The sequence below is a fragment of the Methylobacterium cerastii genome (assembly GCF_022179125.1).
In the GTDB taxonomy this organism is placed as follows: domain Bacteria; phylum Pseudomonadota; class Alphaproteobacteria; order Rhizobiales; family Beijerinckiaceae; genus Methylobacterium; species Methylobacterium cerastii.
In genome coordinates, this window is sequence record NZ_BPQG01000081.1 from 30,710 (window position 1) to 53,568 (window position 22,859).

The window sequence follows — 22,859 nt, forward strand, 5'->3', positions numbered from 1 at the left end:
TGATACCAGCCTGATACCAGCCAGCCCCCGAGAGGGATGGCAAGGAGTCGGAGTGCGCAAGCGGCGGTTAAGTCACGGAAATCATTGGCGCAGGGTTAAGAATTCGGGCTCGATACTTGGGTGCGAAAGGTAGGTGTCCGGCTTCCCAAGCTGAATATACGGGTTCGATTCCCGTCGCCCGCTCCAATCGGCGCTTACCGAACGAGCATGAGTTCCAAGGTAAGCGGACTCCTACAGGCGCATTTTCGCGCTTGATCGGATCAAATCCAAACTCATTTGAATGTCCGCGTAAGGCTCGTCCGGCCAGCTCATGCAAGAGACCGGGGAGCCCGAAGCAGTTTCGCCGATCGTTGGCCTCGATCGGCGACGGACAGTTCGTTAAATCAGGTAGAAGGTCGCGTCCGTCTTGAACACCTTCGGGCAGTTCGCGGCGTCGACGAGCGCCTGTGCATCCGCGATGGAGATGTGATGGTGCAGCGCGATCTCGGGAAGGGTCATCCAGCTCTGTTGCACGTTAGCCTCCTTGGTTAACGCGACAACGCGGCGCATTCCGAAGCGTTGCCCGCGTTCTCGGCGGAAAACCGTTTCCGGCGCGGCCTCCGACGCTTTGCTGAAACGGACGAAGCACGGTGGCAGTTGGCGGCCATCGCGAAAATGCGCGTCAGACCGGCCAGGCGGCGTCGCGGTAGGCGCTGTCCCAGAACATCCATTCGAGCCGGGTGGCGTGCGTGAAGGCCCGGTGCATTCGTTCGCGCAACGTGGGCGACGCGTGGATCGCGGCGGCATTGGTCGCCGCGATCATCCGGGCGACGGCCTCCTGGAAGTCCGTCCCGGAATAGGTGTCGATCCAGGCGTGGTAGGGGTTGCCGGCGCTCTCGCGCGCCAGGATGTCTCGGCCGACCTCGGCGTAGATCCAGAAGCACGGCAGCAGCGCCCCGAGGAGCACCTCGAACGGTTCGGCATAGGCGGTCGAGAGCAGGTAGGCGACGTAGTGGTCGCAGGCCGGCGTCAGCGGCGTCGCGGCGAAGGCGTCCGGACCGATGCCGAAGTCGCGGAAGAAGCCGCCGTGCAACGCGCGCTCGACCACGATCGCCTCCTCGGCGGCCTTCGCGAACAAGACTATGCCGTCAGGCTCGGGCGCCTTGGCGGCGGCGAGGCTCAAGGCACGTCCGAAGCCGATCAGGTAGTGCGCATCCTGCACGATGTAGTGCCGGAAGCGCGACTGCCCGAGCGTGCCGGCGGCGAGCTCGGCGTTGAACGGCATCGTGCGGATGGTCTCGTAGAGCGCGGCGTTGCGCGCCCACGCCGCCTGCGAAAAGGGGCCTGTCTCGGTCGCGCCCATGGTTCGCTCCTCCGTCGTGTCGCGCCTGTGCCGGTCAGCCCTGGCGCTGGGCCTCTGTGACGGCGACGTGGATCAGCTCGGCCAGCGTGCGCACGCCGAGCTTCTGGCGCATCTGCGAGCAGGCGTTGGTGACGGTCTTGTAGCTCACCGACAGGTCGGTCGCGATCACGCCGTAGGACTTGCCCTGGGCGAGACGTGCGAGAATCTGCTGCTCCCGCGGCGTCAGCTGGGATTCCGGGGTGCGGCGGGCGTCGGTCCGCAGCATCGCGACCTCGGTGGCCAGCCGTCGGTCGAGGTAGACTTGGCCCGCGCGGACCTTCTCGAAGGCCTCGAACAGCTCGGCAGAGGCATGGTCCTTGAGGACGTAGCCGAGCGCCCCCGCCTCGAGCGCGCGCGCCACGATCACCGGATCGTTGTGCATGCTGAAGACCAGGATGCGGGTCTTGGGCTCGACGGCGCACATGCGGCGGATCAAGCCTAGGCCGGCCAGGCCGCTGCCCTGAAAGGTCAGGTCGCAGATCACGATCGGCGGGCGCAGGCGGTGGAACGCGCGGTAGCCGTCGACCACCGTCGTCGCCTCCGCCACCGTCTCGATGCCGGCATCCTCCAGCACCCGGCGGCAGCCCTGCAGCACGATCGGGTGGTCGTCGATCACGAGCACCGGCATCCGGGTCTCGACGGCGACGGGCTTCATGGCAAAGGCGTTCATCGAGCCACGGACTTCATGGTGAGGCCACTCGGGGTGCGAAGACGACACGGGATGGGAGGGCCGCTCACGCGGATCGCTCCGACCCGGGATCGTCGCCCCGGTGCGAATCCACGGGAATGATAATGCGGACAACGGCGCCGGGCGGGTGCTTGTCAAGAACAAACGTGCCGTCGAGGGCCTCGACGCGCTCGCGCATCCCCGAGAGCCCGAGCCCGGTGCCGTGGTCGGGATCGAACCCGGCGCCGTCGTTGGCGATCGACACCATCAGCGCGCCGTCCGCCTCGCGCGCCTTGGCGGTGACCGACGCGGCGCGGCCGTGCCGCACGGCGTTGGTCGTGCTCTCTTGGATGCAGCGGAACACCGTCAGGTCGGCGAGGTCGCCATAGCCGCGGGCGAGACCGGCGAAGTGCCCGGAGAAGCGCGTCTCGGGATGGCGGCGGGCGAAGTCGCGCAGCAGCAAGTCCAGGCAATCGGCGAGCGGCACCTGCCCGAGGGCGTGCGGGCGCAGCCGATTGAGCAGGTCGCGGTTGCGGCTCTGCACCTGCGACACGATCCCGGCGATTTCTGACGCTCGCGCCGAGAGCTTGTTGCGGTCGGGTTCGGCGGCTCCGGTGGCCAACCGCCCGATCGAGGCGGCGTTGGCTTCCAGCGCGAACAGGCACGGGCCGAACTCGTCGTGGAGTTCCAGGGCGGTGCTGCGGCGCTCGTCGTCCTGCGCGGTCAGCAGTTGCCGCTTCAGCCGCCCGTTGGCGGCGCGGACCGCGCTCAAGGCTTCCGCCACCTGGTTGAACCGGGTCGCGATCACCGCAAACTCGTGGCTCGACGGGCTCGGAAGGCGTGCCGTGTAGTCGTGCCGCTCGAGCTGGGTCAGGCCGTCGGCGAGGCGCGCGAGCGGCGCCAGCACCCGCCCGAGCGCGAGGTACAGGGCGGCCAGCATCGCCGCGTTGATGCAGAACGTCGTGAGCGACAGCGCACGGGCGTAAACCCAGATCTCGTCGATCTCGTCCATCGGTTGGGTGGTGATCCGCGCGGTGCCGATCGTGCGGCCGGCGGTGACGATCGGCAATTCGTGCTGCTCGATCTTCGGCATGATCAGGTCGGCGAACCAAACGGGCGCCGCCCGCTCCGGGCGCGGCTGACCGATCGGCGCGCCCACCGTCGCGCCTTCGGCGTCGCGGACGGTCACGCGGACGTGGCGCAGCACCTGGAAGCGCAGGTCGAGGGTCTGAAGCAGGCGCTCGGCCGGCGCCGCCTCGAGGAGGCGGATCGTGTCGGCGACCAGCGATTCCACCGTGGACAGGGACGCCCGCGTCTCGACCTTCACCGCGTTGCGCGCGTTGATGACGATGACGCCGCAGGACACCAGGGCGGCAATCACGTCGATGGCCAGGACCACCGCGATCAGCCGTGCACGCGTCGACCAGCCGCTCCAGAACCTGACGGCCGGAACCGTCTGGGGCGGCGTCGGCTCGCTGGCGGGCACGTCGTCCGGCTGCGTCGCGAAGGGGATCGGCTGGGCACTCACGCGACGCAGGGTGGCGGCGCGGCGCGGCGAAGTCCATGGCGCGGATCGGTGCCCGACGGGCCATCCACATTCCGGCCCTCGGCGACCGACCCGGCTTGAGCCGCCGCGACGACCGGCGTAGCCGTCGCCGCCATGCCCCTCGATGCGAACGATCGCGAGATCCTGCTGGACGCGCTCGCCGACCCCGCGAGCGCGTGGAGCCTCGGCGCGTTCGGGGCCGCAGCCGAATTTCGCCGGGGCCAGGATGAGCCGTTCGCGACGCTCGAAGCGGGCAGGGTAGGTCTGCGGACCGCCCGCGGCGGCGTCGTGTTGACGCTTATCGAGACACTGCGACCGGTCGCCTACGAAATGCCGGTGGGCGACGGCTGGAGCCATGCAGTCGCCCTTTGCCTGCCGGCGACAAGTCTCGTGCCGCCAGCCCGCATGGGGTTCACCGATTTCGGCCCCGACGCCGAGGCCCTCGATCCGACGCGGCGCGAAGCGGTGAGCTTCGATCTCGGGCTCGGGCTGAGCCCAGCGTCGGTCCGCATCAGGACCGACCGGCCGGCGGCGTTGGACAGGCTGCGCGCGCATCGCGGCTCGGCGTCGATCGACTTCGACGCCGTCATCCGGCCCGAGCTGGTGGCGGGCGGTGCCGACCTCGTCGTCGCGGGTCCGCTCGGGCGCATCGAAATGCTGGGCGGGGCCGGCGACGCCTCCGGTCCGCGGGCGTTCGTCGTGCCGAAGATCTTACTGCGCAGGCTGACGCACCTGGCGACGGCGCCGATCCCGGTGGGCCTCGTGCCGGTGGGCCACCTCTATCCACCGCATCCCTGCCGCGACGCGGCGGGCCGCGCGATGCCGTTCGAGCGTGCGCGGCACGACGCGTTCCAGGCCCTGCTCGCGCGCTGGGGCGACCGGGACGGCTTCGCGCTCAAGGCCGCCATCCTGTCCGGCGGGCCGCGCCCCGCCCAAGCAGCGGATCGGTGGGTCCGCGCGATCGAGCGGGTGGCCGGCGCGCAGGCCGGCTACTTGGCACACTCGCGTTGAGGCGTGCCGGAGAGCAGGCGATACGAGTTCTTAAGCAGCCTGCGTCTACGCAAGACCTCGTCGCCGGAACGACTTCTCCACAGAAGACGCCGGGTGCTGAAGCCGCGGATCAGCGCGGCGAATGCGCTACGACATCGTTGCGCCGTATTGCCGGTCCTCATTGGAACGCCAAATCTCGCGTTCGGAAGGTCTTCGGGGGCGGGCGCGACCGTGATGGGGGGATCGGTCGCATTCGTCTCGCTTTTCCGACGCAACCTCGTGCCAAGATCGACCCCGCCCGATGATTGATCTCGCCCTCGACCCTTCCGAGACCCGATCCGCCGCCGCCGCGACCCCGCGCTCAGGCGTTCGCCGTCCATGGGCGCGGATCGCCCTGTTCGGTGCGCTGGGCCTCGGCGCCACCGGGGCCTTCGCCGGCGTCGCCAGCACGTACCTCTCGAGCCTTGCCGGCCCGCAGCGGGCGAAACCGATCGCGATGAGCCAGAAGGCCGCCGACTGGCCCGACCTCAAGGACGGCATGCCGGCGCTGGCCGGAAACGGTCCCGCGGTCCCGAAGATCCGCGAGATCCTGCCGCCCGAGCCGGCGACTGCGCCGGTCGTCGAGGCGCGGGTCGACCCGATTCTGCGCGCCGGAAACACGGCCGCGGACACCGTCACACTGCCGGTCGCGCTCCCCGTCGCCCCGAACCCCGTCGCCCCCGCGGGCAAGCCCGACGTCCCGGCGCAACAGCCGCTTCCGGCCATCGTCGAGGTGCCGGTGATCGGCCCCGCCCGCCAGGCGACGCTGGTCGCGCCGGCCCGCGCTGTCCCCGGAATTGCGCCGCTCGCGGCCGAGACGGTTCGGGCCAAGACGGAAACCACCACCTACGCGGCCCTGCCGCCCGAACCGCCGAAGGCGATCGTTGCCAAGGCGGCGGCGACGAAGGACGAGGCGATCCGGCAGGAGGGCGCCAAGCCTGAGGTCACGAAGCTCGAGATCAGCAAGCCGGAAGCGGTCAAGGCGAAGCCGCGGATCGAGGCGCACGCCAAGCCCACTTCGGTGCCGGCGAGCAAGGCGGTGGCGGGGAAGCCTGCAGCCCTGAAGCCGGTGGCGGTCGAGGCCAAGGCGGCGGAGACCAAGCTGGCGCCCGCCCAGGCGCAGGACGAGGACACAGAGGTGTTCGGGATCAAGGTCCCGTCGCTCGCACCCGCCGGCCGCAAGATCCGCGAGAGCGTCGAGGCCCTCGGCGACGCCGTGAAGGGCATTCCCGACCGGTTCTGACCGGACCCGGACGTGTTGGTGACGGGCGTCGCCTTAAGGCGGCGCCCGGTCGCGGCTCAGGCCCGCGGCTTCCGGGCGTAGGTCTTGGCCCCTTCGGGCTTTCCGACGTGGCGCTCGTGCTTGGCCGCGCGCGGGCTCTTGAAGCCGGCTGGCCCCTTGCGCTCGGCGGCGGGCGCATCGCCCTCCAGCGCTTCCACCTGGATCTCCGGTGAGCCGTTGCGGGCGAACGCCTGCGCGAAGCGCGAGGCGGCGTTGCCGCGGACTTCGAACTTGGTCTCCCGGTCGAAGATGCGGATCGCGCCGATCTCCTGGCGGTCGATGCCGCCGCGGCGCGTCAGCATCGGCAGCAGGCGACGCGGGTCGGCGTTGTCGCGCCGGCCGAGATTGAGCCGGAACCACACCGCCGGGCCCATCGCGGCGATGCGCTCGGGGTCCATCGGGTCGTAGGGCGGACGGCTCGACGCGCCGCGGCCGGACTGCTCGCCGGGGTCGGTCACCTCCTCCGGCGCCGGCAGGCGGGTGCGGTAGACCCGGGCCAGCGCGGCAGCGAGCTCGAGCGGCGTACGGCCGGTGACCAGGGTCTCGGCGAGCGCGAGGTCCTCCTCGCCGGGCGCCTCGGTGAAGAGCGGGTCTTCCAGCATGCGCTCGCCGTCGAGGCGGCGGATCTCGTCGGCCGAGGGCGGGCCGCCCCATTCGGGGCTGATCTTGGCGAGCTGGAACATCTGCTCGGCCCGGCGGCGGCGGGCGTTCGGGATCAGCAGGATGCTGGTGCCCTTCTTGCCGGCGCGGCCCGTGCGGCCGCTGCGGTGCTGCAGCACCTCGGCGTCGTGCGGCAGGTCGGCATGGATGACGAGCGACAGGCCCGGCAGGTCGATGCCGCGGGCGGCGACGTCGGTGGCGACGCAGACCTTGGCACGGCCGTCGCGCAACGCCTGGAGCGCGGCGTTCCGCTCGCCCTGACCGAGCTCGCCCGACAGCGCCACGGTGGAGAAGCCGCGCTCGGTCAGGCTCGCCTGGAGGTGGCGCACAGCGTTGCGGGTGTTGCAGAACACGATCGCCGTCGGCGCGTCCGCCGCGCGGAGCAGGTTGAGCACCACGTGCTCGATCTCGCGCGGCACGACGCGGATCGCCCGGTAGGCAATGTCGGCGTGCCCGCGGGTCTCGCTCTTCACCGCGAGCCGCAGCGCGTCGCGCTGGTAGCGGGCGGCGAGGCTGTCGATCGCCTTCGGCAGAGTCGCCGAGAACAGGAAGGTGCTGCGCTGGTTCGGCGTCGCCGAGAGGATGAACTCGATGTCCTCGCGGAAGCCGAGGTCCAGCATCTCGTCGGCCTCGTCGAGGACGACCGCCCGCATCTGGTCGGTGACGAGGGTCCGGCGTTCGAGGTGGTCGCGCAGACGCCCGGGCGTGCCGACGACGATGTGCGTGCCCTCGTTCAGCGCGCGGGCCTCGCGGCGCGGGTCCATGCCGCCGACGCAGGCCGTGACGCGGCCGCCGGCGGGGCCGTAGAGCCACATCAGCTCGCGCTGGACCTGCAGGGCGAGCTCGCGCGTGGGTGCGATCACCAGCGCCAGCGGGGCGCCGGGGGGCGCCAGCGTCTCCGCGCCGTCGAGGAGCAGGCCGGCCATGGCCAGCCCGTAGGCGACGGTCTTGCCGGAGCCGGTCTGGGCGGAGACGAGGAGGTCGCGGCCGTCGGCGGCCGCTTCGAGCACGGCGCTCTGCACCGGCGTCGGTTCGGCGTAGTCATGGTCGGCGAGCGCCCGCGCGAACGGGGCGGGAAGGGTGGGAAACGGCACGGTACGGGGCTTTCACGACCGTCCGTCCCGTCAGAACCGACGCTGGGCGCGGCTCTCTGTCAGGCTCACCGGTCTCGACTCGGGTTGCGAAGCCATACCCTCTAGCGGCTTCCCGGCGTTTCCGCCACGTCCCGGCCCGCATGGGGCGGTTGCGTGTGCGCAATCCATCCCGATCGCCTAAGCATCGTCGCAGGGGTGGATGGATCGGACGATCGATGGGAACGGCGCGGTTGGCGGTGGCGTGGACGACGGTTGGCGCCTTCGCGTGGTTCGGTAAGGCGTGGCTCGGCGATCTGGCGTCGCCGATCTTCGCCCTCGCCCTGTTCGCGTGGCTGCTCGTCGCGATCTTCTGGTGTGCCTTCGGTGTGGTGCATGAGGCGGAGGAGCTGGCCGACATCCTGGGCGAGCCGCTGGGCACCCTGGTGCTGACGCTCTCCATCGTCGTGATCGAGGTGGCGCTCGTCTCAGCGGTGATGCTCGGCGCGAAGGACGCGCCGACCCTCGGTCGCGACACGATGTTCGCGGTGCTGATGATCGTCCTCAACGGGGTCGTCGGCCTCGGGCTCCTGGTCGGCGGCCTGCGGCACCACCAGCAGAGCTACAACCTGCAAGGGGCGTCGGCCTTCCTGTCGGTGATCATCCCGCTCTCGACCCTGGCGCTGATCATCCCGAACTTCACCACCTCGACCCGCGACGGCACCTTGACCACGCTGCAGGCGGTGACGTTCTCGGGCTTCACCCTGGCGCTCTACGCGGTGTTCCTCCTGATCCAGACCGGGCGGCACAGCGACTTCTTCCAAGATGGTTCCGGCGCGGAAGGCAGCCGGTCCGTCGCGGAGCCGGAGCGACGCACCAAGGCGCCGGCCGGCAGCATCGTCCGGCACACGGTGCTGCTCGTCGCCAACATCCTGCCGATCGTCTTGCTCTCCAAGAGCCTCGCGACGATCCTCGACCACGGCATCGCGGCGCTGGGCGCGCCGTCCGCGCTGTCGGGCGTGCTGATCGCGGCGATCGTGTTCACGCCCGAGGCGATTTCGGCGCTGAAGGCCGTCGCCCGCAACGAGCTGCAACGCGCGATCAACCTGTGTCTCGGTGCGGCGACTTCGACCATCGGCCTGACCGTGCCGGCGGTGCTCGCGGTCGGCCTGATCACCGGCCAGACGGTGGTGCTCGGCCTCAAGCCGACCGAGATGACGCTGCTCGCGGTGACCCTGATCCTCAGCACGCTGACCTTCTCGGGCCTGCGGACCACGGTGCTGGAGGGGGCGGTGCACCTGATCGTGTTCTTCGTCTACCTGGTGCTGATCTTCAGCCCGTGAGCCTTGCCGTCTGCTGCAGCCTAACGCCGAAATCCCTTGGATTTCACGGGGCCAGGCCTTGAGACTATCGAAGACATCACGGCAAGGGTCGGCTTCGGCCGTACCGGTCCAAGCCGACCCGCGCAGGCGCGGACATTGCAAACGGCCTTGGGTCGACGGCCTCAGTATCACCCAAATCCAATGTCGAAATCGATAGCCTCTGATATCGGCGCGGTGGGCGGAGCGGATCGATGACGCGTGCGAGCGTAGCGGGCAAGGTTCGGACCTGGGCGAACGCGGCCCGAGGCTTAGCCGGTGGACGGAGCGACACGCTCGGAAGCGAGCCGCCGGTGCACCTTCCCGTCTCGCGGCCCGGAGCGCCCAACGTCGTGGACGCCGACGTCCCTGTCGACATCGGCTGCATCAAGGTGTTCCGCTCGGAGAACTTTCCCGAATCCGGGCCTTCGCCCTGGCTCGACCGGCCGGACGCCACCGAGACGATCGCGCGGCGCCTCGATCGGGGCGAGCTGACACCGAAGCAGGCCGAGATGTGCCGGTTCTGGGCCGAGAACGGGTATTACGTCGCCCGCGGCGCGGTGGATCCGGACACGATCGACGTCGCCTGGGCCGCCTACGAAGCCGCCATCGCGCAGGGCGAGATCACGCTCGCGCCGGAGAAGGCTGCCGACGACGACCCCCATCCCGGCCGCTACCTCAACCCGCACCTCAAGGTCGAGGAGCTCGATACGCTGCTCGAGCACCCGGTGCTGTTCAACTTCAGCAGCATGGTGCTGGGGCGCCGGGCGATCCCGTTCCAGACCATCGCCTCCCACAAGGGGAGCCAGCAATCCGAACATTCGGATTCGATCCACATGACGACCTACCCGCTCGGCTACCTCGCCGCCTGCTGGGTCGCGATGGAGGACATCCACGACGATTCGGGGCCGCTGGTCTACTATCCCGGCAGCCATCGCCTGCCTTACGTGTTCAGCCACGACGTCGGCATCTCGACCGACGACTTCCGCGAAAGGGGCTACGCGGCCTACGCAGAGCGCTACGAGCCGGCGATCAAGCACACGATCGCCGAGCATGGCATCGCGCCCCGGCGCTTCATCGCGCGCAAGGGCGACGTGCTGTTCTGGCACGCGAACCTCCTGCACGGGGGCTCGCCGCGCAACGACGTCACCCGGTCGCGCAAGGCGCTCGTGCACCACTATTTCGCCGAAGGCTGCGTCTGCTACCACGACCTCTCGGCGACCACGTCCGCGGTCCACGGGTCGGTGGAGAGCCTGCCGACCTGCGGCGCCTCGAGCCCCGACATCAAGCGGCGCAAGCAGATCAGGCGGTCCTGACGCCCGGCGTCGCGTCGAGAGAATCTGTAGAGCGAACTGCTAACCGCCGAACCGCTCGGTGCGGATCAGCCCCGGGGCGACGCCGGCCTCGACCAGCAGCGTCGCGGCCGTGCCCACGAACGGCGTGGCGCCGCAGATGAAGACGCGGGTCGGGTGGCCGAGCGTCGTGAGCGCTTCCGCCACCGTCGCCGCATCGATCCGCCGTCCGCCCGAGCGGGTCGCGGTGAAGATCAGCGACAGGCCCGGCTCGGTGCCGGCGCGCGCCTCGATCTCGTCGAGCGCGATCGCATCGCCGCGGGTCCGCGCCGAGTAGAGCAGAAGAGCCGGGATCTCCGGTGCCACCGCCCCCCGGTGGCGCAGCATGGCTAGGAGCGGCACCACGCCGGAGCCACCGCCGACGAGCAGCAGCGGCCCGCCGTCGGCCGGCCCCCACGAGAACGCGCCGCCGATCGGCCCGCGCAGCTCGATCGCGTCGCCGACCTCGGCGATCTCGTGGAAGAAGCCCGAGACCTCGCCGCCCTCCAATCCCTCGATCATCAGCTCGATCGTTCCCGAGCCGTCCGGCGCCGAGGCGATCGAGTAGCTGCGCTGCGCACGGTAGCCGTCCTCGGCGGTGAGGCGCACGTCGACATGCTGGCCCGGCCTGTAGGCGTCGGCGATCTCGGTGCGCAGGCGAAAGCTCTTCACCCGCGCGGTGACCGGCGCGATCGCCGTGATCAAGGCCTGTCGCCAGCGGAAGTCGGGCACCTCAATCACTGGTGTAGCGCTGCTCGCGCCAAGGGTCGCCGTACATGTGGTAGCCGCGCATCTCCCAGAAGCCGGCCTCGTCCTTCTTGGTAAAGCGCAGGCCCTTCAGCCATTTCGCGCTCTTCCACAGGTAGAGGTGCGGCACGAACAAGCGGGCCGGACCGCCGTGGTCCGGCTCGATCGGCGCCCCCTCGTAATGCGTCGCGATCATCGCGCGCCCGCCGGCGAGGTCGGCGACGGGGACGTTGGTGGAATAGTCGTCGTAGCCCTCGGCGAGCAGGAAATCCGTCGGCGCCGCGATGCGGGCGTCGGCAAGCAGGTCGTCGAAGCTCACGCCCTCCCAACCGGTGTCGAACTTCGACCATTTGGTGACGCAGTGGATGTCGCCCTGCCAGGCGGTGCGCGGAAGCGCCTGGAATTCGTCCCAGCTCCAGGACTTCAGCGGCTTGGCGCCCTCGCGAAGGGTGAAGCGCCACGTCGCAAGGTCGATCGTCGGGTTCGGCCCGATCTGGAGGATCGGGAAATCCTCGACGCGGTGCTGTCCCGGCGGAAGCCGCTTCTGCGTCTCCTCCGGACTGCGCCGGCCGACGAAGCCTCGTGTCGCCATCTCGGTCCCTTCCGTTGCGGTTCGGCCCGGTTGCAGCCGGAATGACCGGCGCCGTCAAGCGGCGGCTTCTTCGAAACCGCTGGCAGGGCTACCCTGATCCCGCGACAGGCGACGACGAGGCGGCGACGATGGACCCGGCGTTCAAGGACCACTTCTCGTCGCAGGCGGCCGCCTACGCGGCCCACCGGCCGACCTATCCGGCGGGCCTCGCGGCGTTCCTCGCCGAGGCCGCGCCCGGACGTGGGCTGGCGTTCGACGCCGCCTGCGGCACCGGGCAGCTCTCGACGCAGCTCGCCGCGCATTTCGGCGACGTCGTCGCCACCGATGCCAGCGCCGCGCAGATCGCGAACGCGACGCCGCATCCCCGTGTCACGTACCGCACCGCGCCGGCCGAGCGGAGCGAGTTGGCGACATCGAGCGCCGACCTGATCACCGTAGCGCAGGCGGCCCACTGGCTCGACCTTGCCGCGTTCTACGACGAGGTCCGCCGCATCGCCCGGCCGGGCGCGGTGCTGGCGCTGGTCAGCTACGGCATCCTGCACGTCGAGGGCGAACCAGATGGAGCGGTCCGACACTTCTACGACGACGTGGTCGGGCCGTACTGGCCGCCCGAGCGCCGACACGTCGAGGACGGCTACCAATCGCTGCCCTTCCCGTTCGCGGAAATCGCCGCACCGGACCTCGCGATCACGGTGGCGTGGTCTCTTGCCGACCTGATCGGTTACGTCGAGACGTGGTCGGCCCTGCGTGGGCTGGAGAAGGCGATCGGTCGCGGGGCCGTCGACGCTTTCCATGAAGCGCTCGCGGCATCATGGGGGCCGGGCGGCCAGCTTCGCACCGTGCGCTGGCCGCTGTCGCTGCGCCTCGCGCGGGTGTGAGTGGTGGCCGAGGGCGCGCGCCGAAGATTTGCCTCAAAGCAAGTTTGTTCTATCGAACGATCCGAGGCCCAACACGAATGTGATCTTCGTGGCAGGCGGCGAAGCCCGGGGCATTCGCATTTCGTTTACGACCTGGCCGGACATTGCGGCCACGACAGACCCAGAGGGGACGAACCATGATCCGATATCTTTCCGTTGCTCTCGTCGCAGGGAGCCTCGTGGCAGTCGCGCCGGGGGCGCAAGCCCGCGACGGCATCGGCGCCGGCGGTGCGGCCGCGCTGGGCGTGCTCGGCGGCCTCGCCGTCGGCGGCGCCATCGCGTCCTCGCAGAACGGCTACTACCCCGGCCAGCCGGTCTACCGCGCGCCGCGCCCGGTCTATGTCGAGGAAGATTACGGCCCCGTCTGCCATTTCGAGCGCCGCCGCTCGGTCGACGCCTATGGCGACGTGTTCGTCCGCCGCGTCCGGGTCTGCGAATAAGCCGACTGATCCCCGTGGCCGGCGATCCCGCCGGCCGCGATCAGGGCGTGCGACGGTCTCGCGGCGCCGCCGGCTCGGCGATGGCCGGCGGCGCGCCGCGCCCGAGGCGTTCCGCGCAGAAGATGCCTCCGAGCACCAGGGCGAGCGCCAGGGCCTCGTTGATCCCGAACGGCTCGCCGACAACCAGCACGGCGAGGCCTGCGCCGAAGATCGGCACGAGGTTGACGAAGAGGCCGGCCCTGTTCGGCCCGATCAGCTCGACGCCGCGCATGAAGAACAGTTGCGCGGCGAGCGACGGCCCGAGCGCGACGAACACCACGATCGCCCAGCCCTGCGCCCCCGGCCAGATCAGCCGACCGGCCGCCGCCTCGACCGCCAGGAGCGGCAGGGAGGTAAGGAAGGCCATCAGCGCCATCGCCGCGAAGAACGTCAGCCCGGAAATCGCCGGGCGATGCGGCAGGGCGAGGGTGTAGCCGGCGTAGAGCAGGCAGGCGATGAAGACGAGCACGTCGCCGCGGTTGAAGTCGAGGGTCGCGAGCACGTGCCAGTCGCCGTGCGTCGCCGCCACCGTCGCGCCGACGAGGGTGACGAGCACGCCGACCACCTGGCCGGGCGTGACCGCGGTGCGATACAGGGCGTAGTTCAGCAGGATCACCAGCACGGGGATCGAGCCCTGGAACAGGGCGAGATTGATCGCGCTGGTGTAGGTCCCGGCAGCGTAGAACAGGCTGTTGAACGCGGTGTAGCCGAGGCCGCCCATCAGCAACACGAGCCGCCAGTGACCGCGGATGCCCGACCAGTCGGCGGCGATGCGCCTGCGGGCGAGCAGCCCCAGAACGACGCAGACCACGCCCCAGCGCAGCGAGGTGATCGCCTGGGGCGAGACATGGCCCGGCGCCCACCGGCCCGCGACGGCGTTGCCCGCCCAGAGCAGGGCAGTCAACGTCAGGAGCGGGTAGGCAGCAGCGGTCCGGACGGGCGCGGGAATCGGCGGCCGCTCAGCGGCGGCGGAACTGACCGCCGCGCACCGGCGGACGGGGGCCGGCGGAGCGCTCGTCCTTGTGCCGGAACACGAGGCGGCCCTTCTCCAGGTCATAAGGCGACATCTCGACGGTGACGCGGTCGCCGGCCAGCGTCTTGATGCGGTTCTTCTTCATCTTGCCGGCGGTGTAGGCGACGATCTCGTGGCCCTGGTCCAGCTGTACCCGGTAGCGCGCATCCGGCAAGATCTCGAGAACGAGACCGTCGAACTGCATCAATTCTTCTTTCGCCATTCACCCTCTCCAGTCGGACCGTCTGGAAGCAGGCGTTCCGGCGCACGATCGTTCGTCACGGCAATTCGATGTCCGCCGCGGCGGCGGGTCCGTATCCGGAGGCGCCACGCCGTCGAGCGTCGGCACGATGTAGGGGGCCGCCGCCATGCAGGCAAGCTTTGCCGCAACGTCGTCGCGACGGCGTCGACATAAAAAGCATCGTTCCTGCACGATTTCTCCGCGGAACGACCGATTCTACGGCGCGACCTCGTTGCCGGCATAGTCGAGCCGCCCGTCCGGCGTGCGCTTCCACGCCCGCAGCGACACGGCCCCCTCGCGCAGGTCGCCCTGCGCATCGAAGGCGACCTCGCCCTGGATCGTGCGGAAGGGCGCGCCTCGCAAGGCCGCAGCGACCCTGCGCGAGTCCTGCGATTTCGCGCGGTCGAGCGCCTGCGCCAGCACCTCCACCGCCGCATAGGTCGGGCCGGCGACCGCATCGGCCTCCGCGGTGCGCGGCGGCCGACCTTTCGCCTCGGGCAAGCGGACCGGTTCGACGGGAACGGTCATCACCGTGCCCTCGCCAGCGGTCGCCGCGAGGCTCGCGAAATCGCGGTCGAGGATGCCGTCGCTCGCCACCATGCGGGCGCCGAGGCCGGCATCCCGCATCGCGCGCAGCAGGGTCGCCGCTTCCGGAGCTAGGCCGCCGAAATACACCGCCTCGACGCGGGCCGCCTTCAGGGTCGTTACCAGTTCCGTGGCATCGCGGCTGCCGCGCGGCAGGCTCTCGAACGCCACCTCCGGGTCGCCACCCGCCTTCAGCGTGCGCGAAACCGCGTCTGCGAGATCGCGTCCGAAGGTGGTGCGGTCGTGAACGACGCCGATCCGCCGCCCGGGCTCGTGCACGAGGAGATAACGGCCGGCCGCCGCGCCCTGCTGCGCGTCGCCAGGGGCGACACGGAAGATGTTCCCATAGCCACGCTGCGTCAGCGCAGCCCAGGACGCGCCCGGCGTCACCAGGACGACACCCGCATCCTCGTAGAGCGGCGCCACCGCGGCCGCGACCGAGGATTCGAGAGCGCCGACCACGAGGCGGATGCCGTCCGCCGCGAACCGCCGGGCGACCACGGCGCCCTGCTTGGCCTCGCCGGCATCGTCGGCCACGACCAGCGCCAGCTTGCGGCCGGACGTGCCGGTGGCGCGATTCAGGTCGGCGATCGCCTGTTCGGCCGCGAGCCGCATGCCCTGGCCGAAGGCCGCATCCGGCCCGGTGAGCGGCGCCGAAAGACCGATCCGGACGACGGTCTGCGCCGCGGCCGGCCCCGCGAGGAGGAGTGCTGTGACGATCCCGATCAAGGCGCGCATCGAAACCATTTCCCGGTGACGGTCGGGGACCGCGATCCCGCCCGCGAGCTTAGTCGCCCCCGTCACGCTGCGAAAGCGTAGCACCGAGCAGCCTGATCGATCGACAATTCGTTCGACGGCCTCCGGTCCCCGTCGGCCCAGCCGTCAAAGCGCCCCGTCGCGGATCGCGCCCGGGTCGGCGAGGCCGTGCAGCACGCGGGCGGCGCTGTGGGCGAAGCGCAGCGTCACCGCCTTGCGGCGCGGGCCGGAGAGCGGGTGCTCGGGCGCCTCGCGGACCACCAGCCCGCCGAAGGCGTCGGCGACGATCAGGCCGCATTCCTCGGGGATCAGGGATTCCGGCACCGTGTCGGGGATCGCGAAGAAGAACCGGTCGCAGAAGTCGCGGTAGTCGGGCCATTTCCGGTCTGCGCGGAAGTCGGCGACGCTCGACTTGATCTCGACGATGGTCAGTCTCCCGGCACCGCAGAGTGCGATCACGTCGGCCCGCCGGCCGTTGACCAGGGAGAACTCGGGCAGGGTGGCGCACCCCATCTCGGAGAATAGACGGCGGACGCCGCGCTGGATCTTCAGCGCCGTCGGCGACTGGCGCCGGTCGGGCGGCAGGACCAGATCGGGCGCGGCTTGGGCCGGGAGAGCGTGGGCGAGGGCTGACGGCATCGTCTCTCGTGTGGCGGCCTGTGCCGAATCGGGACGTGGCATCTTGCCAAGGCCTGACTCGCCTTGTCACCTGCGGCGGGAGATCACGCGAGCGCGGCGCGGATCGCGGCGAACCCGTCGGTGAACGCCGCCGGCCCGGGCTGCAGGATCAGCGGCGACTTGATCTCGTGGATGCGCCCGTCCCGCACCGCCGGGATCGCCGCCCATCCCGGCCGCTCCGCGATCCGCGCGACGTTGACCTTCTTGCCGCACCAAGAGGCGAGGATCACGTCGGGCGCCGCAGCGATCACCGCTTCCGGCCCGACGATCCGGTCCTTGGCTGCGGCCATCCGGGCGTGCTCGGGAAACACGTCGTCGCCGCCGGCGATGCCGACCAGCTCGGAGACCCAGCCGATGCCGGAGATCATCGGCGCGTCCCACTCCTCGAAGTAGACCCGCGGCCGCGGCCGACCGGCGACCTCGGCGGCCACCCGCGCGAGGTCGTCGGCGTAGCCCTGCGCCAGGGCCTCCGCACGGTCCGGCACGCCGACGAGCGCGCCGACCGTGCGGATCATCGCGAGGCAGCCGGCCACGTCGCGCTGGTTGAACAGGTGTACGGCGACGCCGGCGCGGGCGAGGTCGGCGGCGATGGCCGCCTGCAGGTCGGAGAAGGCGAGGACGAGGTCGGGCTCGAGCGCCAGGATCTTCGGCAGGTCCGCGCTGGTGAAGGCCGACACCCGCGGCTTCTCCCGCCGGACCTGCGGCAGGCGCACCGCGTACCCCGAGACACCGACGATGCGGTGGTCCTGGCCGAGTAGGTACAGCGTCTCGACGGTCTCCTCGGTGAGACAGACGATGCGCTCGGGCGGGAACCGCCGCATCAGCGCTGAAACCACGCGAGCAGGCCGGCGCCCGGCGCCAGGAGCACGAAGGCCCAGACGATCGCCGAGAGCACGTTGGCCAGCTGGAACGGCAGCCGGGCGACGCCGAACATCCCGGCGATCAGCGGCACCACCGCGCGGGCCGGCCCGAAGAACCGCCCGACCGCCACCGCGGCCGCGCCCCAGCGCTTGAGGAAGACCTCGCCCTTGGCGACCATCTCCGGGTAGCGCCGCATCGGCCAAAGCCGCTTGGCGCCCTCGCCGTAGTACCGGCCGAACTCGTAGGACAGCCAGTCGCCGAGCGCCGAACCCAAAGCCGCGGCGGCCACCACCGGCCAGAACGGGATGTCGGCCGCGCCGACCATCGCCCCGATCCCGACCAGGATCACGGTGGCCGGCACCAGCAGCGACAGGAAGGCGATCGATTCGCAGAAGGCGAGCACCCCGACGATCAGCGGTGTCCAGGCGCGATGCGCCTCGACGAAGGCGAGGGCGGAGGCACGCAGCGATTCGAAGTCCATGACCTGTCTTTTCCAGGGTGAGCCGCGCCGGGTGCGCGCGGTGCCGAAAGCCGGTAACACGCCGCGGGACCGATGCGCGCGGAAGAGCCGCGGGGAGACATCGCGATGAACATCCTGTCGATCCAGTCGCACGTCGCCTACGGCCATGTCGGCAACGCCTCCGCGGTGTTTCCGATGCAGCGGCTCGGGGTCGAGGTCTGGCCGATCCACACAGTGCAGTTCTCCAACCACACCGGATACGGCGCCTGGCGTGGCCGGGTGTTCGACGGGCCGGCGGTGGAGGACCTCGTGGCCGGCATCCGCGAGCGCGGGGTGCTCGGGTCCTGCGACGGCGTGCTTTCCGGCTACATGGGCTCGGCCGACATCGGGACCGCGATCCTTGGCGCGGTCGCGGCGGTGCGGGCGGAGAACCCGCGCGCGCTCTACGCCTGCGACCCAGTGATCGGCGACACCGGCCGCGGCGTCTACGTCCGCTCCGGCATCGCCGAGTTCATGGCCGACCGCGCGGTGCCCGCCGCCGACATCCTGACGCCGAACCAGTTCGAGCTCGACCTGCTCACCGGCCTGACCAGCAGCACCCTCGCCGACGCCAAGCGCGCCGTCGCCGCGCTGCAGGCCCGCGGCCCGCGGGTGGTGCTGGTGACCTCGCTCGCCACCGATGCCACGCCGGCCGACGCCATCGATATGCTGGCCGGCGAAGGCGGCACGTTCTGGCGGGTGCGCACGCACCGCCTCGACCTGTCGGTCAACGGGGCGGGCGACTGCATCGCCGCCTTGTTCCTCGTGCACTACGCCCGCACGCGCTCGGCGGCGCTCGCGCTCGGGATGGCCGCGGCCTCGGTCCACGGGATCCTGCGGCGAACCCTCGCCGAAGGCTCGCGCGAGATCCTGACGGTGGCGGCGCAGGACGAGTTCGTCGCGCCGACCGAGACGTTCCCGGTCGAGACGGTCTGAGCGAGAAGGAAGGAACTGCGATGCCACGCCGCTTCGTCACCCTCGACGTGTTCACGACGCAGGCGCTCGCCGGCAACCCGCTCGCCGTCGTGCTCGACGCCGGCGGGCTCGACACGGCGGCGATGCAGGCCATCGCCCGCGAATTCAACTTGTCCGAAACGGTGTTCGTGATGCCTCCGGACGACCCGCGGCACCTGGCAAGGCTGCGCATCTTCACGCCGGCCCGCGAGCTACCCTTCGCCGGGCATCCGACGATCGGCACCGCCGTGCTGCTGGCCCTGCGCGCGGAGAATGCCGGGACCGCCGACGCCGTCGCGTTCGGCCTAGAGGAGACGGTCGGCACGATCCCCTGCGTCGTCGAGGTCGGCGACGGTGAGGGTCGCGCCCGCTTCAAACTCCCGATCCTGCCCGAGTCCCTCGGCGACGCCGCGGAGGCCGCCGAACTCGCCGCGGCATTCGGGCTGACGGCGCAAGACGTCGGCTTCGGCCGGTATCGTCCGAGCCGGCACGGCGTGGGCCCGAGCTTCACCTTCGTCCCGGTGGCGTCGCGCGCCCGCCTCGACGCAGCACAGCCGGGTACGCTTGCGGGCTCGCAGGACGGCTTCTTCCTCTACGCGCCGGACGAGGCGGGCGGCGCACGGGCGTTCCAAGCCCGGATGTTCGCGCCGGCGCTCGGCGTTCCCGAAGACCCGGCGACGGGTTCCGCGGCGGCGGCCTTCGCCGGCGTGCTGATGCAGTTCGAGACCCTTGGCGACGGCACCCACGACGTGGCGATCACGCAAGGGGTCGCGATGGGCCGCCCGAGCGAGATCGCGTTGCAGCTCGTCATCGAGGCCGGCGCGCTGCGTTCGGTCGAGATCGGCGGTGCGGCGCTGATCGTCTCGGAAGGACTGCTGCATGTCTGACCGCCCGACGCCGGATCCGCGGCCCTACGGCTTCGAGGTCGTCCGCCTCGCGCGGCTCGAAGCGCGGCTGGTGACCTACGATTGGGCCTGGGCGCGCGACAACGCCGCGCGCATCGACGACAATTGGAGGCGCCGCCGCGCGGCGCAGCCCGCCCTTTTCGACGGGCCGGTGCTCGTCGCCTGCGGCTGCGCGATCGACGACGACACCTGCCGCCTCGACCTGTTCAAGACGCCGTATTCGCGGTTCCTGGCCTATCGCGACGGCGGCTCGCCGGACGGGCACGTCGCCAACGCCTTCGCGGCGATCGTGCCATGGAGCGCCGACGGTGCGGTGCTGCTCGGGCGGATGGGCCCGCACACCGCCAACGCCGGGCAGATCTACTTCCCCTGCGGCACGCCGGACCTGGACGACGTGCGCGGAGAGTCCGTCGACTTCTCCGGCAGCGCCGCGCGCGAGCTTCTTGAGGAGACCGGCCTGCGGGTGCCGGACGCCGCGACCGAGGAATGGGTGTGCCTGCGCGGCGAGGGGCAGCTCGCCTTCCTGCGCCCCGTGCGCTTCACCGAGCCGGCCGCAGCCCTCGTCGAGCGCATGGAACTCTACGCCTTGCGCGAGGACGAGCCGGAACTCTCCGGCATCGTGACCGTTCGCGGCGCCGACGACCTCGACGGTGCGATGCCGGGGTTCGTGCGCGCCTACCTCGCCAGCGCGTTCGAGGCCGAGACGGGCGCCGCCGATGTGACGCCCTGACCGGTCCGTGACCTGGATGCGTCGACAACCGGCGGTGCATCGGGCAGGCTTTCGCGACATCCAGCCGCCATCCCGGAGCCCCGCATGACCCTGATATCCAGAACCGCGCTCGTCACCGGCTCGACCAGCGGGATCGGGCTCGGCATCGCCCGCGCGTTGGCGCGCGACGGGGCGAACGTGGTGCTGAACGGCTTCGGGGAGGCCGACGCGATCGAGGCGGCGCGGGCCGCGATCGAGTCCGAGTTCGGCGTGCGGGCACACTATTCGGCCGCCGACATGTCGAAGCCGTCCGAGATCGGCGACATGGTGCGCGAGGCGGAGGAAAAGTTCGGCTCGGTCGACGTGCTCGTCAACAATGCCGGCATCCAGTTCGTCTCGGCGATCGAGGAGTTTCCCGGCGCGAAGTGGGAGCAGATCATCGCGATCAACCTGTCCTCGGCCTTCTACGCGATGCAGGCGGCGATCCCGGGGATGAAGGCGCGCGGCTGGGGACGGATCGTCAACACCGCCTCGGCGCACTCGCTGGTCGCCTCGCCCTACAAGTCGGCCTACGTCGCGGCCAAGCACGGCATCGCCGGCCTGACGAAGACCGCGGCGCTGGAACTCGCGACGCACAAGATCACGGTCAACTGCATCTCGCCCGGCTACGTCTGGACGCCGCTGGTCGAGGCGCAGATCCCCGATACGATGAAGGCGCGCGGGCTCAGCAAGGAGCAGGTGATCGACGAGGTGCTGCTCAAGGCGCAGCCGACGAAAGAGTTCGTCACCGTCGATCAGGTGGCTGCGCTCGCCCTGTTCTTGTGCTCGGACGCGGCGAGCCAGATCACGGGCACCAACATCTCGATGGATGGCGGCTGGACCGCGCAATAGGCCAAACGAGAACACCCCGCCGGACAGGTCCGCCGGGGTGTTTCGAGGTCGCGCCCCGCTTTCGAGACGCCTCGGCGTCAGCGACGCCCGTGGAGCAGCAGGGCCAGGCCGTAGCCGACGGCGCCTGCGATCAGCAGCGCCACTAGCGGGTTCTCCTCGACCCGCGAAGACACCGCCTCGCGGCCGTCGCGCAGGTAGTCGCCGCGACGATCGTAAGCATCTGCGGCGTAGTCCGTGACGTTGTCGGCGACATCGCGGATCTTGCTGCGAGCCTGGCCGTAGGCATCCTTGGCCTGGCCGTAGGCGTCCTGCGCGCGGTCGCCGGCCTCGTCGGCCACGTTGCGCGCGGTGTCCTTCGCCTGTCCGTAGGCGTCCTGCGCGCGCCCTTGCGCCTCGCGCAGGCGCCCCTCGGCGGAGTCGCGGTTCGACCCGACGAAGTCGCCGGCCGCCCCCTGGATCTTGCCGCCGAGTTCCTTGGCACCGCCGACGATGCGATCCGTATCCACCATGGTCACCTCCTACGCGTTCGTTGTGCTGGTTCGGTGCGGGCGACTACTTGCCCAGAATCTTCGTGACGAGGCGGCCGATCGGCGAGGCCGAGCTCGCGTTGCGGTCGTCTCGGACCACCTGGCGGTCCTCGTTCCCGAGAAGCTTGGTGACGATGCGTCCGATCAGGCTCATGGCTCTCTCCGCGAGGTTGGCGCCGACCGACGGCGCAGCTTGCCTCCTCAACGGCCGATCGCCGCACCGCGTTCCGTCATGCGCGAGCCCGTTGCCGCGGAGCGAAGCCGGCCGGAACGACCTCAGCGGCGGCGCGCAAAAACTCCGCCGCACCGTCCAGCGACGCGCGCGCCTCCGGCAGCATGCTGTGGGCGAACTGCCAGACGTGGCTGACCACGGGGAACACCGTGATCGAGACGGTGACGCCGACCGCGCGCGCCTTCTCGGCCATCCGCACGGAGTCGTCGCGCAGCACCTCGCGCTCGCCGACATGGAACAGCAGCGGTGGCAGGCCGGCGAGGTCCGCGAAGAGCGGCGAGATCCGCGGGTCGCCCGGGTCGGCGCCGCCGAGATACAGCGGCCCGAGGTTGAGCATCGCCCGCGGGTCGAACATCGCGTCGCGCTGCGCATTGCTGACGCGCGAACCGTCGCGGGCGAGGAAGTCGGTGACGGGCGAGAACAGGGCCGCGGCCGTCGGCAACGGTAGCCCCCGGTCGCGGGCCGAGAGCATCGCCACCAAAGCGAGGTTGCCGCCGGCAGAATCGCCTGCGATCGAAGCCGACCCGTGCGCCGCGAAGGCGTTCCAGGCCGCGCAAGCGTCCTCGGTGGCGGCCGGAAACGGATGCTCCGGCGCGAGCCGGTAGTCGGGGGCGAAGATGGTGAAGCCGCGTTCGGCCAGCGCGCCCGTCACCGGGCGGTGGGATTTCGGCGAGCAGGCGACGAAGCCGCCGCCGTGCAGGTAGAGCAGCCGCCGCTCCGGCCCCTTCGCACGGGCCGGCCTGACCCATTCGCCCGGAATGCCGCCGACCGTGCCGGCCTCGTAGGTCGCGCCGGCCGGGTCGGGGAACGTCCGGCCGCCGAACACGGCGCGGATCTTTGCCACGTCGTCCATCGCCCCGAGCCGGTTCCGGACGTTGCGCCTGACCATGTAGGACGCGAGATGCGCGCGCAGGCTCGCCATGTTGTCGTCCGCTCCAGGTCGTCGGTGA

26 protein-coding genes are annotated in these 22,859 nt (G+C 70.7%); 10 read left to right on the forward strand and 16 right to left on the reverse strand.

The features are described 5' to 3' along the window. Positions 1-378 precede the first annotated feature (378 nt). From MFF13_RS26450 to MFF13_RS22420, 4 genes are all read right to left on the reverse strand, one after another. On the reverse strand, positions 379-513 hold the full coding sequence (locus MFF13_RS26450; RefSeq protein ID WP_281406040.1) for a hypothetical protein: 135 nt from the start codon (positions 511-513) through the stop codon (positions 379-381). A 148-nt stretch (positions 514-661) separates the two neighbouring features. Further along, on the reverse strand, positions 662-1,342 hold the full coding sequence (locus MFF13_RS22410) for a TenA family protein (protein ID WP_147752174.1): 681 nt from the start codon (positions 1,340-1,342) through the stop codon (positions 662-664). Positions 1,343-1,376: 34 nt separating this feature from the next. Next, positions 1,377-2,051, reverse strand: a complete 675-nt coding sequence (locus MFF13_RS22415) for a response regulator (protein WP_147752173.1) — start codon at positions 2,049-2,051, stop codon at positions 1,377-1,379. A gap of 64 nt (positions 2,052-2,115) precedes the next feature. Then, entirely contained in the window at positions 2,116-3,576 is a 1,461-nt protein-coding gene (locus MFF13_RS22420; protein ID WP_373322592.1) for an ATP-binding protein, read from the reverse strand. Between the two features lie 132 nt (positions 3,577-3,708). Here MFF13_RS22420 and MFF13_RS22425 point away from each other — a divergent pair, with 132 nt between their 5' ends. Beyond that, positions 3,709-4,605, forward strand: a complete 897-nt coding sequence (locus tag MFF13_RS22425; RefSeq protein WP_238272973.1) for a DUF6925 family protein — start codon at positions 3,709-3,711, stop codon at positions 4,603-4,605. Positions 4,606-4,885: 280 nt separating this feature from the next. Further along, positions 4,886-5,866: a hypothetical protein gene (locus tag MFF13_RS22430; RefSeq protein ID WP_147829227.1), complete on the forward strand. Its 981-nt coding sequence runs from the start codon at positions 4,886-4,888 to the stop codon at positions 5,864-5,866. A gap of 56 nt (positions 5,867-5,922) precedes the next feature. Here the strand turns inward: MFF13_RS22430 and MFF13_RS22435 are convergent, their stop codons facing one another. Then, positions 5,923-7,659 (reverse strand): DEAD/DEAH box helicase, encoded by a 1,737-nt coding sequence (locus MFF13_RS22435; protein WP_147763239.1) that lies wholly within the window; start codon positions 7,657-7,659, stop codon positions 5,923-5,925. Between the two features lie 215 nt (positions 7,660-7,874). On the opposite strand from MFF13_RS22435, the gene MFF13_RS22440 reads away from it, so the two are divergent. Further along, entirely contained in the window at positions 7,875-8,978 is a 1,104-nt protein-coding gene (locus tag MFF13_RS22440; RefSeq protein ID WP_147829225.1) for a calcium:cation antiporter, read from the forward strand. A 368-nt stretch (positions 8,979-9,346) separates the two neighbouring features. Continuing rightward, positions 9,347-10,309: a phytanoyl-CoA dioxygenase family protein gene (locus MFF13_RS22445; RefSeq protein ID WP_238272974.1), complete on the forward strand. Its 963-nt coding sequence runs from the start codon at positions 9,347-9,349 to the stop codon at positions 10,307-10,309. Between the two features lie 39 nt (positions 10,310-10,348). Here the strand turns inward: MFF13_RS22445 and MFF13_RS22450 are convergent, their stop codons facing one another. Beyond that, entirely contained in the window at positions 10,349-11,029 is a 681-nt protein-coding gene (locus MFF13_RS22450; protein WP_306422442.1) for an FAD-binding oxidoreductase, read from the reverse strand. 28 nt (positions 11,030-11,057) lie between these two features. Then, positions 11,058-11,663 (reverse strand): sulfite oxidase-like oxidoreductase, encoded by a 606-nt coding sequence (locus MFF13_RS22455; RefSeq protein WP_147753008.1) that lies wholly within the window; start codon positions 11,661-11,663, stop codon positions 11,058-11,060. A gap of 41 nt (positions 11,664-11,704) precedes the next feature. On the opposite strand from MFF13_RS22455, the gene MFF13_RS22460 reads away from it, so the two are divergent. Beyond that, positions 11,705-12,541, forward strand: a complete 837-nt coding sequence (locus MFF13_RS22460) for a class I SAM-dependent methyltransferase (protein WP_238272975.1) — start codon at positions 11,705-11,707, stop codon at positions 12,539-12,541. 176 nt (positions 12,542-12,717) lie between these two features. Then, complete coding sequence (locus tag MFF13_RS22465) at positions 12,718-13,020, forward strand: hypothetical protein (protein WP_147753009.1); 303 nt, start codon at positions 12,718-12,720, stop codon at positions 13,018-13,020. 40 nt (positions 13,021-13,060) lie between these two features. On the opposite strand, the gene MFF13_RS22470 is transcribed toward MFF13_RS22465, so the two are convergent. The 6 genes from MFF13_RS22470 to MFF13_RS22495 form a co-directional block, all read right to left on the reverse strand. Then, positions 13,061-13,963 (reverse strand): DMT family transporter, encoded by a 903-nt coding sequence (locus MFF13_RS22470; RefSeq protein WP_246686166.1) that lies wholly within the window; start codon positions 13,961-13,963, stop codon positions 13,061-13,063. Between the two features lie 55 nt (positions 13,964-14,018). Beyond that, positions 14,019-14,294 carry a translation initiation factor IF-1 gene (gene infA, locus MFF13_RS22475; protein WP_147025743.1) on the reverse strand — a complete coding sequence of 92 codons (276 nt, stop codon included), beginning with the start codon at positions 14,292-14,294 and terminating at the stop codon, positions 14,019-14,021. Between the two features lie 234 nt (positions 14,295-14,528). Continuing rightward, the gene (locus MFF13_RS22480) at positions 14,529-15,635 is read right to left on the reverse strand and encodes a branched-chain amino acid ABC transporter substrate-binding protein (RefSeq protein ID WP_147829219.1); all 1,107 of its coding nucleotides are present in this window, start codon (positions 15,633-15,635) and stop codon (positions 14,529-14,531) included. Between the two features lie 144 nt (positions 15,636-15,779). Further along, positions 15,780-16,292 (reverse strand): MmcB family DNA repair protein, encoded by a 513-nt coding sequence (locus tag MFF13_RS22485; protein ID WP_147829217.1) that lies wholly within the window; start codon positions 16,290-16,292, stop codon positions 15,780-15,782. 83 nt (positions 16,293-16,375) lie between these two features. Next, entirely contained in the window at positions 16,376-17,152 is a 777-nt protein-coding gene (locus MFF13_RS22490) for a cobalamin-binding protein (protein ID WP_147829215.1), read from the reverse strand. Then, positions 17,152-17,673, reverse strand: coding sequence for a DedA family protein (locus MFF13_RS22495; protein WP_238272976.1), 522 nt, complete (start codon positions 17,671-17,673; stop codon positions 17,152-17,154). Before MFF13_RS22495 ends, MFF13_RS22490 begins: the two co-directional genes overlap by 1 nt. Before the next feature lie 105 nt (positions 17,674-17,778). On the opposite strand from MFF13_RS22495, the gene pdxY reads away from it, so the two are divergent. The 4 genes from pdxY (at position 17,779) to MFF13_RS22515 (ending at position 21,150) form a co-directional block, all read left to right on the forward strand. Next, complete coding sequence (gene pdxY, locus MFF13_RS22500) at positions 17,779-18,627, forward strand: pyridoxal kinase PdxY (RefSeq protein WP_238272977.1); 849 nt, start codon at positions 17,779-17,781, stop codon at positions 18,625-18,627. 20 nt (positions 18,628-18,647) lie between these two features. Then, the gene (locus tag MFF13_RS22505; protein ID WP_147829209.1) at positions 18,648-19,532 is read left to right on the forward strand and encodes a PhzF family phenazine biosynthesis protein; all 885 of its coding nucleotides are present in this window, start codon (positions 18,648-18,650) and stop codon (positions 19,530-19,532) included. Next, a complete protein-coding gene (locus tag MFF13_RS22510; protein ID WP_147829207.1) occupies positions 19,525-20,280 on the forward strand; it encodes an NUDIX hydrolase in 756 nt (251 codons plus the stop codon). Before MFF13_RS22505 ends, MFF13_RS22510 begins: the two co-directional genes overlap by 8 nt. Before the next feature lie 84 nt (positions 20,281-20,364). Then, positions 20,365-21,150 (forward strand): 3-hydroxybutyrate dehydrogenase, encoded by a 786-nt coding sequence (locus MFF13_RS22515; protein WP_147763226.1) that lies wholly within the window; start codon positions 20,365-20,367, stop codon positions 21,148-21,150. Positions 21,151-21,227: 77 nt separating this feature from the next. Here MFF13_RS22515 and MFF13_RS22520 read toward each other — a convergent pair whose 3' ends face one another. The 3 genes from MFF13_RS22520 to MFF13_RS22530 all read right to left on the reverse strand — a co-directional run bounded on the left by MFF13_RS22520 (position 21,228) and on the right by MFF13_RS22530 (position 22,831). Next, positions 21,228-21,659 carry a CsbD family protein gene (locus tag MFF13_RS22520; RefSeq protein ID WP_238272978.1) on the reverse strand — a complete coding sequence of 144 codons (432 nt, stop codon included), beginning with the start codon at positions 21,657-21,659 and terminating at the stop codon, positions 21,228-21,230. Positions 21,660-21,702: 43 nt separating this feature from the next. Continuing rightward, positions 21,703-21,831 (reverse strand): TFIIS helical bundle-like domain containing protein, encoded by a 129-nt coding sequence (locus MFF13_RS22525; protein ID WP_147726177.1) that lies wholly within the window; start codon positions 21,829-21,831, stop codon positions 21,703-21,705. A 76-nt stretch (positions 21,832-21,907) separates the two neighbouring features. Continuing rightward, on the reverse strand, positions 21,908-22,831 hold the full coding sequence (locus tag MFF13_RS22530; RefSeq protein WP_238272979.1) for an alpha/beta hydrolase: 924 nt from the start codon (positions 22,829-22,831) through the stop codon (positions 21,908-21,910). Positions 22,832-22,859: the final 28 nt, after the last annotated feature.

Coding starts and splice junctions, on each gene's coding strand:
- MFF13_RS22410 (WP_147752174.1), bottom strand. CDS start 1,342: ATGGGCGCGACCGAGACAGGCCCCTTTTCGCAGGCGGCGTGGGCGCGC.
- MFF13_RS22415 (WP_147752173.1), bottom strand. CDS start 2,051: ATGAACGCCTTTGCCATGAAGCCCGTCGCCGTCGAGACCCGGATGCCG.
- MFF13_RS22425 (WP_238272973.1), top strand. CDS start 3,709: ATGCCCCTCGATGCGAACGATCGCGAGATCCTGCTGGACGCGCTCGCC.
- MFF13_RS22430 (WP_147829227.1), top strand. CDS start 4,886: ATGATTGATCTCGCCCTCGACCCTTCCGAGACCCGATCCGCCGCCGCC.
- MFF13_RS22440 (WP_147829225.1), top strand. CDS start 7,875: ATGGGAACGGCGCGGTTGGCGGTGGCGTGGACGACGGTTGGCGCCTTC.
- MFF13_RS22455 (WP_147753008.1), bottom strand. CDS start 11,663: ATGGCGACACGAGGCTTCGTCGGCCGGCGCAGTCCGGAGGAGACGCAG.
- MFF13_RS22460 (WP_238272975.1), top strand. CDS start 11,705: ATGACCGGCGCCGTCAAGCGGCGGCTTCTTCGAAACCGCTGGCAGGGC.
- MFF13_RS22465 (WP_147753009.1), top strand. CDS start 12,718: ATGATCCGATATCTTTCCGTTGCTCTCGTCGCAGGGAGCCTCGTGGCA.
- infA (WP_147025743.1), bottom strand. CDS start 14,294: ATGGCGAAAGAAGAATTGATGCAGTTCGACGGTCTCGTTCTCGAGATC.
- MFF13_RS22480 (WP_147829219.1), bottom strand. CDS start 15,635: ATGCGCGCCTTGATCGGGATCGTCACAGCACTCCTCCTCGCGGGGCCG.
- MFF13_RS22485 (WP_147829217.1), bottom strand. CDS start 16,292: ATGCCGTCAGCCCTCGCCCACGCTCTCCCGGCCCAAGCCGCGCCCGAT.
- MFF13_RS22490 (WP_147829215.1), bottom strand. CDS start 17,152: ATGCGGCGGTTCCCGCCCGAGCGCATCGTCTGTCTCACCGAGGAGACC.
- MFF13_RS22495 (WP_238272976.1), bottom strand. CDS start 17,673: ATGGACTTCGAATCGCTGCGTGCCTCCGCCCTCGCCTTCGTCGAGGCG.
- pdxY (WP_238272977.1), top strand. CDS start 17,779: ATGAACATCCTGTCGATCCAGTCGCACGTCGCCTACGGCCATGTCGGC.
- MFF13_RS22505 (WP_147829209.1), top strand. CDS start 18,648: ATGCCACGCCGCTTCGTCACCCTCGACGTGTTCACGACGCAGGCGCTC.
- MFF13_RS22510 (WP_147829207.1), top strand. CDS start 19,525: ATGTCTGACCGCCCGACGCCGGATCCGCGGCCCTACGGCTTCGAGGTC.
- MFF13_RS22515 (WP_147763226.1), top strand. CDS start 20,365: ATGACCCTGATATCCAGAACCGCGCTCGTCACCGGCTCGACCAGCGGG.
- MFF13_RS22520 (WP_238272978.1), bottom strand. CDS start 21,659: ATGGTGGATACGGATCGCATCGTCGGCGGTGCCAAGGAACTCGGCGGC.
- MFF13_RS22525 (WP_147726177.1), bottom strand. CDS start 21,831: ATGAGCCTGATCGGACGCATCGTCACCAAGCTTCTCGGGAACGAGGAC.
- MFF13_RS22530 (WP_238272979.1), bottom strand. CDS start 22,831: ATGGCGAGCCTGCGCGCGCATCTCGCGTCCTACATGGTCAGGCGCAAC.